The organism is Flavobacterium sp. CLA17 (assembly GCF_013112255.2).
Lineage (GTDB): Bacteria > Bacteroidota > Bacteroidia > Flavobacteriales > Flavobacteriaceae > Flavobacterium > Flavobacterium circumlabens.
In genome coordinates, this window is record NZ_CP068294.1 from 3,464,756 (window position 1) to 3,479,170 (window position 14,415).

Consider the following 14,415-nt stretch of genomic DNA (forward strand, 5'->3'; position numbering starts at 1 on the left):
AACCTAAAAATGTCCTTTTTTGATCCCCAGTTTCTGCATTTTCGAAATTAGTGTAGTTCCGGGCAAATCTAATAAAACGGCAGCGCCCTGAGGTCCTGAAATTCTCCCGCCGCATTTTTGTACAACTTTCAGAATGTACTCCTTCTCTACTTCCTGCAGCGTTTTGGTATAAAAATCCGTTTCGGAAATCGTAGATTCTGTTTTAAAAATTTCGGGGAAACTCATTTCTTTTATCATTTCCTCTTTGGCAAATAAGGTGCCTCTCTCTACCATATTTTCGAGTTCCCTGACATTTCCGGGCCATGCATAGGCGGTCATGCTGTTTATTACTTTTTTAGAAAAACCCTTCACTTTTTTGCCGTTTTTCTGCGAATGCTTTTCGAGGAAAAAATTCCCCAATAGTTCAATATCTTCCGGACGATCCCGCAGAGCCGGCAGCGCAATCGGAAATACATTAAGGCGATAATACAAATCACTTCTGAAACGGCCTTCGGCAACCTCTTTTTCCAGTAATCTGTTGGTCGCGGCAATCACCCGAACATTTACTTTCAGGGTATTTTTACCGCCAATTCGTTCTATTTCTTTCTCCTGCAAAACCCGAAGCAGTTTTCCCTGTAATTCCAAAGGCAGCTCCCCTATTTCATCCAGAAAAATAGTGCCGTTATGGGCCTGTTCAAATTTACCGATTCTCACTTCCGTAGCGCCCGTAAAAGCGCCTTTCTCATGTCCGAATAATTCACTTTCTATTAAGTTTTCCGGAATCGAGGCACAATTGACTCTCACTATTTTTTCATTCGAAACCAAAGACAACTGATGAATCGCACTTGCAATCAGTTCTTTTCCGGTTCCGGTTTCGCCGAAAATCAAAACGGTCGAATACGACGCTGCAACCTGCTGAATCAATTCGTATACCTGTTGCATAGCTTCGCTTTTCCCTACAATTCCATAAAAGCCCTGAGGTTCTTCCTTTTTTACGGGTACTTTTTTTAGTTCAGGAGTACTTTTCAGCCGTACCAATTCGGCTAAATTACTTTCGTACCGCTCCGTCATTTTGAGATTCCGGAAAATAATGGAAAACTGAGTTGCAATACCCCGAATAATGCGATTGGATTCTCTGGTAAAAGCGGTGGTATTTCTAAAGAAAAGAAAAAGTACATTTCTGCTTCCTTTACTATACGGAAGACAAATTCCGATTCCGTTTTTAAAACCTTTGGCGTTTATGGAATGAAGATAGTCCGGAATGTTATTTTTCCGTTCCGTTAAGGCTTTTAAATCGAAAATAACGGTATCGGCATTGTTGGCACAAGCGTCAAAAAAACCATCGACTGTAGAATAGGTCTTGTTGTCTTGTGTTTTTGGTGCTGTCAATTGATAGAAAATTTCATAGGCCGTTTCGGCTTCATTGGAAAAAGCAAAAATAAAATCTTCAAAAGAAAGATGCTCTTTTAACAGACCGCTTACAACAATGTGAAATTCTTCTTTGGTTTCTGCTTCCGAAAGCGCCTTGCAGATCGACAGAATTAAAATCTGTTCTCTTTCTCTTTCCTGCAGCCGGTTCATGATAACTGCAGTCGGATCTGTAGGCTTTTCCATAATAGTGATTGGTGTGGTATTAAGTCGTAACAGGGTAAATTTAAGAAATAGCACTAATTAAATTACTATCGATTTTTGAAATAAAGTATTTAATCCTCATAAAATTACGATATATCGTATAATTAAAAACGTACAATAAGCATATAATTCACTAATTAACAATACCTTAAACCAAACGGAATGTTATTTGGTTAGTATTGGTCAGATTTAAAAAAGATCGCTTTTTTATTTCTTAATCTAGGTTAATCGATGATGAGGCATAACGGACGTAAATTTGTAAAAGAAAATCAATAACAATTTAATAGCAATAGAAACCATGGAAAATAAAATTTTAGGCTTACACCATATTACTGCAATTGCAGGTGACGCGAAACGTAATTTCAACTTTTACGCCAACGTATTAGGATTAAGATTCATTAAAAAAACAGTCAACTTTGATGATCCGGGAACGTATCACTTTTACTTTGGTGACGAAGTCGGAAGTGCCGGAACCATCTTAACTTTTTTCCCTTGGGGAGAAGGAATCCAGCAAGGAAGAAAAGGTTCCGGAATGGCAACAGAAATTGGCTATTCCGTACCAAAAGGAAGTCTTGATTTCTGGCAGCAACGTTTTGAAAAATACAATGTAATTTACAATAAACCTGCTGAAAAATTCGGTGAAAAATATTTGACTTTCTTAGATCCGGACGGACTCAAATTAGAGTTAATCGAATCTAAAACAGATGATAACAGAAAACCCTGGGAAACTGACGAAGTAAAAGCGGATGTCGCAACAAAAGGTTTTCATAACATCACACTGAGTTTAAACAGTATCAAAGCTACTGCTGCCATCTTAACCGATATATTTGGATATAAATTAATTGATCAGGATGTAAACCGTTACCGCTACGCAACAGACGCGGTAGAAAATGCTGCCATTGTTGACCTCGTAGAACTGGCAGAAGAAAAACGCGGTCATGTAGCCAACGGATCTGTTCACCACGTGGCTTTCCGAGTGCAGAATGATGAAATTTTAATGCACTTCCGTGAAAAAATAGAGGCTTACGGATTATCCATAACACCACAAATCGACAGACAGTATTTTCACTCTTTGTACTTTAGAGAACCAGGCGGAGTTTTGTTTGAAATCGCTACGGAAAATCCCGGTTTTACCGTTGATGAAAGCTTAGAAGAATTAGGTCAGAATTTAAAACTTCCGGCACAATATGAATCAGACCGAGCTGCAATTGAAGCCCATCTGGTGAAGATTAATTAATTCTTTTTTAGTCTCAGTTTTCAGTATTCAGTCACAGTTTTCAGTTTATATTGAGACTGTAAACTGCGACTGAAAACTGTTTCTTATTTCACCAGTACACTTTTATATTTAACGATATCTTTTAACACAATACCTGTACCTCTCACAACAGCTCTTAAAGGATCTTCTGCAATATAAACCGGTAATTCTGTCTTTTGGGACAGCCTTTTGTCAAGACCACGCAGCATGGCGCCTCCTCCTGCAAGGTACAATCCCGTATTGTAAATGTCTGCAGCCAGCTCCGGTGGTGTCACTGAAAGCGTTACCATAATAGCATCTTCAATTCGCTGTATGGACTTATCCAGAGCTTTTGCAATTTCCCGGAACGAAACTTTGACCTCTTTGGGTTTTCCAGTCAGCAAATCCCTTCCGCGAACGGTTATATCTTCGGGAGCATCCTCAAGATCCTCCGTTGCAGCACCCACCTCAATTTTTATGCGTTCTGCAGAACCTTCACCAATATATAAATTATGGTGTGTTCTCATATAATACAAGATATCATTGGTAAAAACATCTCCGGCAATCTTTATCGATTTATCACAAATTATGCCTCCAAGAGCAATGACCGCAATTTCCGTAGTTCCTCCTCCAATATCCACGATGATATTTCCTTTGGGCTGCATCACATCCAGACCAATTCCGATTGCAGCGGCCATAGGCTCATGAATTAAAAATACTTCTTTGCCGTTTACACGTTCACAGGATTCCTTTACCGCTCTCATTTCAACCTCGGTAATACCACTGGGAATACAGACAACCATTCGCAGTGCGGGAGTGAAAAAGTTTTTCTTGATCTGCGGTATATTTTTGATAAACCAGCTGATCATTTTTTCCGAAGCATCAAAATCTGCGATTACCCCGTCCTTAAGCGGCCGGATCGTTTTAATATTCTCGTGTGTCTTACCCTGCATCAAACTGGCCTCCTGACCTACAGCAATAATCTTCCCGTTTCTAATATCCCTGGCCACAATGGAAGGACTATCTACTACAATTTTTCCGTCGTAAATTATTAAAGTATTCGCTGTTCCCAAATCCATAGCTATTTCCACTATCATAAAATCAAATAAGCCCATAATATAGTTTTGTTTAAGAACGTTGATTGTTGCTGTTTTATTCTCTGCAAATAAGAAAATTCGAATACAACAATAAAATTTAACAACTCGGTACCTGTATTTAACAGGAAGCGTTTCCTCTGAGACATTTCCCGGGCTTCCATTATAAAATAATTTTAACACAACCACCTATTAATTATGCAACTATAACAGCTCTTTCTATAATACATTCGAGATTAGTCTGTGCTAAATTTGTAAAATACCGACTTGTAAAAAGGAAAGCTGATCCAGCATTTCTTTCGGAAAAGGACATTAAAAGTTCAATTATAAAAATAGAATTAATTTAAAAACAGCGTTATGGAAAAGCAAAACAACAACGAATACGGTCAGACAGACCCTGATTTTATCGATCAGAATACGCTGGTTGATGGAAATAACATTCACAGCGAAAATCCTTTTAAGGCACAAGTCCACACAGAGCCAACACCAGAATTTGGAGAGAGTGATCCTGATTATATAGACCAGAATACACTGGTGGATCCTGATAATTATGCCAGAGAGGAAGATCCGTATCAAAATGAACCGGAATTCATTAAAGAGCTTGAAAACGAGCACACTGAATTTGAAAACACGGAAAACGTTACAGCAGAAAATGTTCCGGGTGAAGAACCCATTACAAATGATGATGACGATGTGATTAACAATGAGGATGAGGATGAGGATGAGGAAGAGGAATCAGAAGAGGACAAAGATTAGCAAAACAGAGATAATTTAAAAAAGTAAAAAGCGTACCGTTGGGTACGCTTTTTTTGTATTTAAAACAGACAAGACAATTAAAATAATCCTTATTTTTTCTGTAATTTGTCTTTTTCTAAAACTCTTAGAAATTTTAAAATCCTTACATTTACCCGCTGGCTAACCAAATTACGCTCTACAAATAATAAATGAAGCAGCGTTAAGCCAATTAATTTTAAGCAGTCAAGATGGAAAAACATACTGTATCAGTAGCATCGTTACCCTTAGATGAAAATACAATACCGAATAGTCAGATCAGGAAAGTAGATTTGTTACCGGATCCCGGATCCCGATTAGATGCTATGGAAATGAAGGAAAAACCGCTCAGTGATTCCAGTATTCCGTATAGGGATCTAACGAATGCTGCGACTAAAAAAGAAAGTATTGGACGACTGATTGACAAACTGGATGTTGAAACCAATCTGAGATATCAAAAAACGGTAGAAGACACCTACTGCAATGTTTACTCTTACGACTATTGCTATTTCTCTAAAGTATACCTCCCAACCGTTTGGTGGACGCCGGAATCTCTGGAAAAAGTTTTGCAGGGACAGGAAGTAGAACCTGTTTTTGAACAAACCGTAGATCGCATTTATTCCAGTGCCATACACGATTGGTTCCTGGAATGGGGAGTCAGTTTTGGCTGGGAAAGAATGTTTTCTGTGGATGAAATGCAGACTAAAGTAAATGCCAACGGAGGTATTGGAATTATTTGCGCCAAAAGAAGACAAAGAGGACTTTCCGGGCATATTGTTCCTGTTGTTCCTGAAACAGATTTGCATAAAGCTTATCGCGAGAATGGTGTAGTAGTGTATCCGCTGCAGTCACAGGCAGGAAAGCTGAATTACAATTACTTTGCGGAAATCAGAAAAGACTGGTGGACAGATGAATTGTATTCGTCTTATGTGTTTTATTATCATGAATAAAAATACAATTGCTGCAATCGTATACACATTCAAAAATAAATATTGATTATCAACAAGTTGACCACTTGCAAATACGATAATAAAAAACTACTTTTGCAACCTAGAAAAAACAGGAATAGCAAAAGTGGTGTTTTGACTCTTCCCTGTCCTAAATTATTGATACAAAAGTGATTAATAACAACAGTAAATTTATAACCTTATTATAAATTTTACTTCTTAATTGCTCTTTCATTCGATAAAAAGTGCAGAATTTCTAAAATATAAATTCCTATATTTTTAAAAGTAAACAAAAACTTTTATAATGGAGGCAACAATATGCTTCATCCGTTATAGGTTTCCTGTCTCTGATTTTAACAGATTGGATTTGTATTTCCGAATGAAAAAAGACTTTAGAATTTAAAATAACTTAAAAAAGAAAGAACGTATAAATGAAAGACAATCAGACAAAAAAATATTATTGGGGAATAGGATTGGAAAACGAAACCTACATGCAATTTGAAGAATCCCTAATAGTTTCTGGTGAGTTTATACAAGAAAAAATTGGTTTTGAGAAATACAGTATCGACTATAGAAAATGTTACAAACCGGAAAGCTTAACGCCTATTTTGAAAAAAGCTTTTGGTCTGAACGAAAACTATAAAGTAAGCCGAATGATGAACAGTCATTCGCTGGAAAAACTGGATATCAATTATCAGCACAAAACATTATCGCCCATAAAACCATTAATCGATACCGAAACTGGTGAGGCGATTGCACAGCCAACTGAAAATCCTGACTATCTGGGAAAATCAATCATGGAACTTTTCCTTGAAGATCAACCGTACAATATTCAGAGTATGATTACCCAAAGAAACAAAACAATGGGCTCTGTACATTTTGATGGTGATTCTATTGAATTTGTGACCAAATATTTTGAAAACAGAACAATAGCAGATTCTTGCAAAGAACTAAAAGCGACTAAAAAACTATTCCTGGATAAAATCAATGAATCATCTGTGTTAAACGGAAAATTAAGTTTTCCGGATTACAACAACGGACTCAATATGTTCATGACGAATCAGGAAAACCTGGTGTTGTTTAATAACGGAACGTACCATTTTCATATCACTTTACCGTCGTTAACAGAAGACAGCAGAATTGTAGATTATACTGATTTTGAAAAAACACATGCCAATGCCATCTATTTACTGCAATGGTTTGAACCGTTTTTTATAGCCACGCTTGGAAGTCCGGACATTATGGGCGTGATAAGCGATAAATACAGCCTGGATAAAAAGTTTACGCTGGGTTCTATGCGAAATGCCATGTCGCGTTACATTGGTGTGGGAACGTACAACAAAGCAATGCCAAAAGGTAAAATCCTAACGTATAATGTAGATGATTTTAGAAAATTACTGAAATTCGAAAAAGAAGAAAACGTTTGGTGGCGTGATCAGATTGAAGCTGACATGGAATATGAAATGTTATCTGAAGTGGGTCTTGATTTTAATCAGGAAAAAATGTACCAGAGCGGTTTCGAATTCAGAAGTTTTGACGAGTTTCCGGCGGAATACTTAAATGACGTTCTTTTCTCTATTATACTTATTTGTGAGCATTCCTTAAACCTCCCTGATGTTCAGTGGGCACATGACAGCAAAGCCTGGAATAATCTGGTTTTTAAAACCTTAAAAATGGGGTATGCCACTGAAATCAATGAAGAGGAAAAGAAAGAAGTCCTGGATTTACTGCAAGTATTAAATCCATCAGATTCTAATTTTGAAACACTAAAAGCAGAGTTTGAAGCTATCGTATTACTAGATGAATTTTTCTTTAAAATTCTGGCTGTTTTACATGACAAATACAAAGACAACAATATTTGCCTGGATGCAATGTACGGACAAAAAACAAGTTCACCGCCTAAATGGGACAACTTCAATAAATACCAAACCGAAAGACATTTACAGCAAATTGGTTCTTTCTGCGATAATTAAAAATAGTATATTCAAAACAAAATGGGACAAAGAAGTTTTTCTTTGTCCCATTTTTTTATCAGTCAATTAGAGCATTAATCAGGTAGTCACAATTAAAAATTATCTCATTTTCCAATTGCCCAATTATCTAATTAATCAATCAAGGTATTATTTTATCGTTTCTTAATTCGGTAAACAATTCAAAAAAAGAATCTTTGGTCTCTTTATAAGTTGTAAACCCCAGTTTTCTGCTTCGGGACATATCCGTCATCACCTCTAAAGGTCTTCCCAAATCAAGATCGGTATGCCAGGCAGATGCCAGCTGACCCAAATCTTCTTCTATCAATTGATACTCTTTTGTAATGTCTTTCCAGATAGCATTCTTCTCGTTTAGTACTATTTCAAGAGGTTTTACAGTTCCATTGTATCCTTCATATTCAATTTCAAACCATTGTGCTATTCGTGGCCAGAGCCATTTCCAACGAAAAACGTCACCATTGGTAACATTAAAGGCCTGATTGTGAGCTTCAGGGTTAAGTGCAGCCCAGATAAGCTGATCGGCCAGCACTTTAGCATCCGTAACATCAGATACCCCGTTCCATTGTGCTTCAGAACCCGGCCAGATAAAGGGTGTTCCTTCGCGTTTGCAAATACTCGCATACACCGCTAATGTTGTTCCCATATTCATGGCGTTCCCAATGGTTTTGCCTATTAGCGTATGCGGCCGGTGTATGTTCCAGGTAAAGCCATCTCTGGCAGCAGCTTCATACACTGCATCTTCCTGCGCGTAATAAAAATTCGGCAGGTCTAATCGGGGCTGTTCCTCTCTTAACGGCGTTTCGGGTAAAGTTCCGTTTGTAGCATAAGCGTCAAACGGTCCAAGATAATGTTTTAAACCCGTTACCAGTGAAACGTGTTTTACTGATTTTTTAGAAGACAATACGTGCAGTAAATTGCGGATCATAGCACTATTCACCCTGATATTTTCCTCTTCCGTATCGTTTCGCATCCAGGTTGTAAAAAAAACATGGGTCGGTGCCACATCAAGTAAAGCGCCAGTTAAGGATTCCGGATGAAGTAAATCAGCGGCAATGGACCGTAAACCTTTAGTATCACTTTTCGGATTTCGGGAAAGTCCAAAGACAGTCCATCCTTTTTCCAGAAGTTTTGTGGCAAGATTGCTTCCGGCAATTCCGGTTGCTCCTACCACTAAGGCTATATTTCCGGCTGTATCCGGTAGGGTTGATTTTTGAGCATTCATAAGTACTTTATTTTTTTCAAAAGTACTCCCTGAACATGCTTCAAAACGATGACCTAAAACAAGAAATTCGCTTGATCTAAATCAATTATTGATGACCTAAAACAATATTCTTTTTAAGACGGCTCAGCGTTTCAGGCGAAAGTCCAAGATAGGAAGCCAACAAATTTTGAGGTATGCGTTTGATCAGATCAGGATTGTTTTCTAAAATATGCCTGTATTTTTCTTCTGCAGTATGCGTATGCGAACTTATTAACCTTCTTTCTTTGGTAATCAGGCTATTTTGAAAAAGCAAACGAAAATACCGGTCCATGACGGGAACCTGTACGGTTAAGTTTTCAAAATTTTCGCTGGTAATCAGCAAGACTTCTGAATCTTCCATGGCATCTATGCTGTAAAAGGAGATTCCTCCGCTAAAAAAACTGCTCATATCCGACGTCCACCAGCCTTCCGGCGAAAACTGGTTGATATGTTCATTGCCTTTATCATCTGCATGATACGCCTTTAAAAGTCCTTTCGAGACAAATGTCAAACAGCTGCAAACATGTCCTTCCACTACCAGAAATTGTTTTTTCTTTAGTTTTCTGGGTGTAAAAAAAGTCTTTATCAGTTCCTTTTCCGCCTGGGTCAGGCGGACTTTTTCTTCAATATGTCTGAAAATGATATCGTACATTTTTTTGGTGTCTTACTTATGATTGAGGAAGTATAACAAAGGTATGCTATTTATTTTTTAACTTTCACAGACTCAATAACAGAGTAATTGATAATTTAAAAAAGTAGAGAATGGTTTTGGATTTCAAAAATTTCCCGCAACTCAGAACAGCCACCTGATTCCTGAAAATTACAGGATCCCATTTCGTTAGGGCTTGAATTTTTATTGTTTGCCTTCCAATAAATCCTATTGAAAACAGGTTCGTGTAAAACCTGAGATCAGGTATAAATACCCATTTCCTGTTCGTAAAAGAGCTGTATTTTTATCTCCGCTTCCATTATACAACTAAAACTCATACTACTATGCCCTTGACTATTCTTGAAAAACTATGGGAACGTGCTGTACAACCTGTCAGCTCTTCAACTACAGGGGATAACTGGGACGAAGAAATGAAAGCCTTATACCAATTGGGGATTGGCATGGAAGACACTTTACAGTTTTTATACTTTGAAAAACCCGATTTTGAAACCTTTAAAACCTGGATTACTACCCGACAAAAAAACGAAAATAACGAATCAGAAGCTTTTACGGATCAAGTACTCTCGGAGCAGGATCTCGATTTCTGGAATCAAAATGGCTATGTGATTGTAAAAAATGCTATTTCTAAAGAAGATTGCGAAGCTACACAACAGGCGATCTGGGACTACTTAAAAATGGATCCCCACAAAAAGGAAACCTGGTATGTAAGGCATGAAAACCAGAAAGGATTAATGCTTAATTTTTCGGATCATGAAACCTTAAACAGAAACCGCTTTTCTGCAAGAATCAGAAAAGCATACGAACAGCTTTATGGCACCGCCAAAATCTACAAAACGATTGACAAAGTAAGTTTTAATCCGCCGGAAACCAATGATTTTACTTTTTTAGGAAGTCCGCTGCACTGGGATACCAGTTTAAGGCAACCCATTCCGTTTGGATTGCAGGGACTACTCTATCTCACTGATTGTGGAGTTGAAGATGGTGCTTTTCATTGCGTTCCGGGCTTTCATAATCAAATAAAGCATTGGCTGGAAAATCTTGAACCAGATGAAAATCCAAGGGAAAAAGCGATTCAGGCTTTGCAGCCAAAGCCCATAATCGGGAATGCCGGCGATTTTATAATCTGGAACAATACATTGCCTCATTGCGCTTCTCCAAACAGGGGAAAAAGCCCCAGAATGGTACAATATCTTACTTATTTTCCGGAAGATTATGACACTTCCGGGGAATGGTTGTGATTTTACCGTATGTTCCTATTTATATTTTGTTTAAATTTGATTAGCAGCTGATGACCTAAAAGGAACTGCCAATAGTAATAATAATCCAAAATAGTAAGGAATGAAAAAACATTTTGCTATTACATTCTGGGCACTCTATATGCTCTTTTTTGCCATTCCTTTTCCTATGTTTATGTATTATGCAATCAATAGTGAATTTGATATAAGCACCCTAAAAGATAAAAATCCTTATATGGCTCTGGGTTATGTGGTGCTATCCTTAATCCTCTGGCTCATTCTTTTAATTGGTTATTTCCAAAAATGGATTGTACAGATTTTCATCACCAAAAGCACTTTAGAAAAAATAAAAACTAACGGTGTACAGCGCGAAGCAAAAATTATAAGTGCTGTAAAAATCTCAAAGCCAAAATCAAAATTCACTACGTACGAACTGGAATTATCGTTTAAAAATCTGTCCAATACCGAAATTACCCATAAGACCATAATTACAGACAGTAAGCCCCATGAACGACGCTTTGAAGCCGGAAAAAAGCTAAGCCTGCTGCTCAACAGGGATATGAAGCGTACTCCGCATTTTATCATTGCCACTACAACAGCAACCGTAAAACTTCAAACTTTGATCTTACGAATACTGGGCTGGACTATTCTCACGATAGCAATAATCGCGTACTACATTTTCTCGTATCGTTTCGAAAGTTATGGTATGGGCTGGCGTTTTATGTGCATTGGCCATCCGTTGATTATCTGTTCGCTGACACTTTTATTTTATCGCTACCTCGTGCAATTTGTCTTTAAAAAACTAACCGGTTTAGATGATGATGCAGCCCTGATTAAATTCAAAGGCATAAAAACCCAGGCAAAATTAATAAGGGTGAGCCAGACCGGAACCTATATCAATGAGCAGCCCATGATGCGTTTTGAACTGGAATACACGGATCAGAAACATCACGTTCATAAAAAAAGCGTGAAAAAAGTAATTGGACTTCTGGAACTTGACGTGACCAAAAAAGAGCATCTTGACATTTTTTATCTTCCTGAAAATCCGGCACAAATTGCCTTTGCAAAAGATTTAAATAACATCGAATAAAATGAAAAAAATAATTATTCTACTGATTTCCGGTTTTCTGTTGGTAAGCTGCGAACAGGTATCAAAAAGTATCGATGAAACATTCCATACCAAGGATACACTGGTTCATAAAGAAGCAGAAAAACCGAATCCTGAACCGTTGAAAAACACACAGCCTGATGTTCAGCAGATCATAAATACCGTACTCGAAAAACATACTACAGTGCTGCGGCAACACCATCTTCAAGGCAGGGAAATCGATTTTCTAACAGACACCAATGCCTTAAAAAATGCAGAAGCAGCATTGCGAAAATTGCCGCAATATGCCGGGAAGGAAATTTTTATTTATTCCACTTTATATTTTTATAATGACGGTACCATCAACGTGATGCTCCAGCATCCGCAGAATCCAAAATATGTTGATGCCTACGAATTTCGAGACAACAAATGGTCTGAACCCAAACCTGTTCAGTTATCCGTGCACGATGATGTGAAAGGACGTTTGGTTTCTTTAAACAAAACCAGTTTCGTGAATGCAGCAAAACTAACCGATATTTACAATAAAAAAGCGCAGGAAATTGAAGGAGCCCAACCTCTCTCGAGTACTTACCTCACCATCTGGAACAATCAGATAAGATGGTATCCCATAACCATCAATGGAAGCCGTGAGAAATACTCCATACAATTTAATGACGACGGCAGCTTAAAATCGTTTGAGCAGGATTAAAGCTGTAAGTTCCCAAATTTCAATTATAATTTTTGTTACAATTTAGAACAAGACTTCCACTACACGCTACTACAATCTGTGCTATTTTTGCCAATACGATTTTCAACTTCTTAAGAATCAAAGGAAATCAACCGATGAACCTATTTCTATTTTAGTTCCCGATGAAAAAAATGCAATATGCCGTAGTAGATATCGAAACCACAGGCGGTAATGCCAGTGGCAGCCGGATTACGGAAATTGCCATTATTATTCACGACGGAACCAAGGTAATAGACCGATTTGAAACACTCATAAATCCACAAAAGGAGATTCCGCTTCCCATTTTTGCCTTAACCGGAATTAACAATGAAATGGTACAGCATGCCCCGATCTTCGATGATATTGCCGAAAAAGTGCTGGAGATGCTGACCAATCGAATCTTCGTTGCCCATAACGTCAACTTCGATTATTCCTTTGTGCGTCATGAGATCGAAAAGGCAGGTTTTAAATGGACCGCCCGAAAACTTTGTACTGTTCGCGCTGCCCGAAAAATTAAACCGGGCCTGAGTTCGTACAGTCTGGGCAATCTTTGCAATTCACTGGACATCCCCGTAAAAGACAGGCACCGCGCCGGTGGAGACGCAGCTGCAACGGTGATCTTATTCGAACGATTATTAGCATGGGATGACGAAGGCGTGATTTCAAAAATGATCAAAAATACGGCACAGGACCAGCGTTTGCCGCCTAACCTGCCGCCGAACGATTTTGAACAATTACCGGAAAAACCGGGCGTGTATTACTTCTACAATCAGCTCAAAAAAGTAATTTACGTCGGAAAAGCCATTAACATCCAAAAAAGGGTTGGTTCTCATTTCAGCGGTCATAATATTAATCCGCAAAGGCAAAACTTCCTGCGGGACATTCACAGTATTTCCTTTGAGGTCTGCGCCACCGAACTGATGGCACTGCTTTTGGAATGTACCGAAATCAAAAAGCTCTGGCCGGCCTACAACAGGGCACTTAAACGTTTTGAAGCAAAATATGGTCTCTATCAATATGAAGCCCGCAATGGCTATCGGTATCTGGCTATAGGAAAAATGGGTAAATTTCAGGACAGCATTGAAGTTTTCAATAGCGAATTTGCTGCCATAAACCTATTGCGCTCCCTCTCCGAACAATTCGATATTGATTATCGATTCTGTAAATATTCAAAGCCGGAACTCGGAGAATTTCTGCCGGCCAAAGATCTATCGGAGTTACCGGATGCAGCGTTACACAATTCGAAAATTGAAACTGCAATAGACTTTTTCTTAAACAGCAGATCGACTTTCGCCATTATTGATAAAGGCAGATCTGCTGAGGAACGCAGTTGTATCTGGGTCGAAAAAGGTCATTTTTATGGCATGGGATACATCACTTCAGATGTTGCGATTACAGAACCTTCCCAAATAAAAGATTTCGTTACGCCTTACGCCAGCAATCAATACATCATGCAGCTCATTGACGGTTATGCCAAGAAATATCCGCGTAAAGTTTTTTTTAATAGAAATGGTTGGATTGAGTAGTTGGGATGAGACACTAACTCATTATCTAATTACAAACACATTCTAACAAATAGAAAATCACAATCAATATATTAGTAGACATTATGAAATAATTGAATATTTTTACATGTTCTAGTTTGCAAAACTTATGCAAAAAAATCATAAATGCCGGAATTAGGAAAACACAATAATAATAAATACAATCATTAAACAATCCGTTTTCTCTAAAACATACTGGACTTTTGAACCTCATATATGTTCTTGTTGAGAGAACTAAAAAAAGACTGATAATCATAATTAAAT

At 38.0% G+C, this 14,415-nt stretch carries 12 protein-coding genes; 8 read left to right on the forward strand and 4 right to left on the reverse strand.

Going from position 1 to position 14,415, the window contains the following annotated elements; translation table 11 throughout:
- Positions 1-3: 3 nt before the first annotated feature.
- Complete coding sequence (locus tag HAV12_RS14255) at positions 4-1,593, reverse strand: sigma-54-dependent Fis family transcriptional regulator (RefSeq protein ID WP_171570247.1); 1,590 nt, start codon at positions 1,591-1,593, stop codon at positions 4-6.
- Between the two features lie 316 nt (positions 1,594-1,909).
- Between HAV12_RS14255 and HAV12_RS14260 the strand changes: the two genes are divergently transcribed.
- Complete coding sequence (locus HAV12_RS14260; RefSeq protein ID WP_171570248.1) at positions 1,910-2,848, forward strand: ring-cleaving dioxygenase; 939 nt, start codon at positions 1,910-1,912, stop codon at positions 2,846-2,848.
- Positions 2,849-2,931: 83 nt separating this feature from the next.
- Here the strand turns inward: HAV12_RS14260 and HAV12_RS14265 are convergent, their stop codons facing one another.
- Positions 2,932-3,960, reverse strand: a complete 1,029-nt coding sequence (locus HAV12_RS14265; protein ID WP_171571696.1) for a rod shape-determining protein — start codon at positions 3,958-3,960, stop codon at positions 2,932-2,934.
- Between the two features lie 336 nt (positions 3,961-4,296).
- Here HAV12_RS14265 and HAV12_RS14270 point away from each other — a divergent pair, with 336 nt between their 5' ends.
- The 3 genes from HAV12_RS14270 (at position 4,297) to HAV12_RS14280 (ending at position 7,630) form a co-directional block, all read left to right on the forward strand.
- On the forward strand, positions 4,297-4,695 hold the full coding sequence (locus HAV12_RS14270) for a hypothetical protein (protein ID WP_171570249.1): 399 nt from the start codon (positions 4,297-4,299) through the stop codon (positions 4,693-4,695).
- Positions 4,696-4,922: 227 nt separating this feature from the next.
- A complete protein-coding gene (locus HAV12_RS14275; RefSeq protein WP_171570250.1) occupies positions 4,923-5,660 on the forward strand; it encodes a hypothetical protein in 738 nt (245 codons plus the stop codon).
- 428 nt (positions 5,661-6,088) lie between these two features.
- Positions 6,089-7,630 carry a hypothetical protein gene (locus HAV12_RS14280; protein WP_171570251.1) on the forward strand — a complete coding sequence of 514 codons (1,542 nt, stop codon included), beginning with the start codon at positions 6,089-6,091 and terminating at the stop codon, positions 7,628-7,630.
- A 139-nt stretch (positions 7,631-7,769) separates the two neighbouring features.
- Here HAV12_RS14280 and HAV12_RS14285 read toward each other — a convergent pair whose 3' ends face one another.
- Both HAV12_RS14285 and HAV12_RS14290 read right to left on the reverse strand, forming a co-directional pair.
- The gene (locus HAV12_RS14285) at positions 7,770-8,870 is read right to left on the reverse strand and encodes an SDR family oxidoreductase (protein ID WP_171570252.1); all 1,101 of its coding nucleotides are present in this window, start codon (positions 8,868-8,870) and stop codon (positions 7,770-7,772) included.
- Between the two features lie 85 nt (positions 8,871-8,955).
- On the reverse strand, positions 8,956-9,540 hold the full coding sequence (locus tag HAV12_RS14290; RefSeq protein WP_171570253.1) for a Crp/Fnr family transcriptional regulator: 585 nt from the start codon (positions 9,538-9,540) through the stop codon (positions 8,956-8,958).
- Between the two features lie 341 nt (positions 9,541-9,881).
- Between HAV12_RS14290 and HAV12_RS14295 the strand changes: the two genes are divergently transcribed.
- The 4 genes from HAV12_RS14295 to HAV12_RS14310 all read left to right on the forward strand — a co-directional run bounded on the left by HAV12_RS14295 (position 9,882) and on the right by HAV12_RS14310 (position 14,133).
- Positions 9,882-10,796, forward strand: a complete 915-nt coding sequence (locus HAV12_RS14295) for a phytanoyl-CoA dioxygenase family protein (RefSeq protein ID WP_171570254.1) — start codon at positions 9,882-9,884, stop codon at positions 10,794-10,796.
- A gap of 100 nt (positions 10,797-10,896) precedes the next feature.
- The gene (locus HAV12_RS14300) at positions 10,897-11,883 is read left to right on the forward strand and encodes a hypothetical protein (protein ID WP_171570255.1); all 987 of its coding nucleotides are present in this window, start codon (positions 10,897-10,899) and stop codon (positions 11,881-11,883) included.
- A 1-nt stretch (position 11,884) separates the two neighbouring features.
- Positions 11,885-12,589 carry a hypothetical protein gene (locus tag HAV12_RS14305; protein WP_171570256.1) on the forward strand — a complete coding sequence of 235 codons (705 nt, stop codon included), beginning with the start codon at positions 11,885-11,887 and terminating at the stop codon, positions 12,587-12,589.
- Positions 12,590-12,750: 161 nt separating this feature from the next.
- Positions 12,751-14,133, forward strand: coding sequence for an exonuclease domain-containing protein (locus HAV12_RS14310; protein WP_171570257.1), 1,383 nt, complete (start codon positions 12,751-12,753; stop codon positions 14,131-14,133).
- The last annotated feature ends 282 nt before the right edge of the window (positions 14,134-14,415 follow it).

Excerpts from the sequence above, each read along its gene's own strand:
- HAV12_RS14300 (WP_171570255.1), top strand. The coding sequence starts at position 10,897 with ATGAAAAAACATTTTGCTATTACATTCTGGGCACTCTATATGCTCTTT.
- HAV12_RS14275 (WP_171570250.1), top strand. The coding sequence starts at position 4,923 with ATGGAAAAACATACTGTATCAGTAGCATCGTTACCCTTAGATGAAAAT.
- HAV12_RS14295 (WP_171570254.1), top strand. The coding sequence starts at position 9,882 with ATGCCCTTGACTATTCTTGAAAAACTATGGGAACGTGCTGTACAACCT.
- HAV12_RS14305 (WP_171570256.1), top strand. The coding sequence starts at position 11,885 with ATGAAAAAAATAATTATTCTACTGATTTCCGGTTTTCTGTTGGTAAGC.
- HAV12_RS14280 (WP_171570251.1), top strand. The coding sequence starts at position 6,089 with ATGAAAGACAATCAGACAAAAAAATATTATTGGGGAATAGGATTGGAA.
- HAV12_RS14290 (WP_171570253.1), bottom strand. The coding sequence starts at position 9,540 with ATGTACGATATCATTTTCAGACATATTGAAGAAAAAGTCCGCCTGACC.
- HAV12_RS14255 (WP_171570247.1), bottom strand. The coding sequence starts at position 1,593 with ATGGAAAAGCCTACAGATCCGACTGCAGTTATCATGAACCGGCTGCAG.
- HAV12_RS14265 (WP_171571696.1), bottom strand. The coding sequence starts at position 3,960 with ATGGGCTTATTTGATTTTATGATAGTGGAAATAGCTATGGATTTGGGA.
- HAV12_RS14270 (WP_171570249.1), top strand. The coding sequence starts at position 4,297 with ATGGAAAAGCAAAACAACAACGAATACGGTCAGACAGACCCTGATTTT.
- HAV12_RS14310 (WP_171570257.1), top strand. The coding sequence starts at position 12,751 with ATGAAAAAAATGCAATATGCCGTAGTAGATATCGAAACCACAGGCGGT.
- HAV12_RS14285 (WP_171570252.1), bottom strand. The coding sequence starts at position 8,870 with ATGAATGCTCAAAAATCAACCCTACCGGATACAGCCGGAAATATAGCC.
- HAV12_RS14260 (WP_171570248.1), top strand. The coding sequence starts at position 1,910 with ATGGAAAATAAAATTTTAGGCTTACACCATATTACTGCAATTGCAGGT.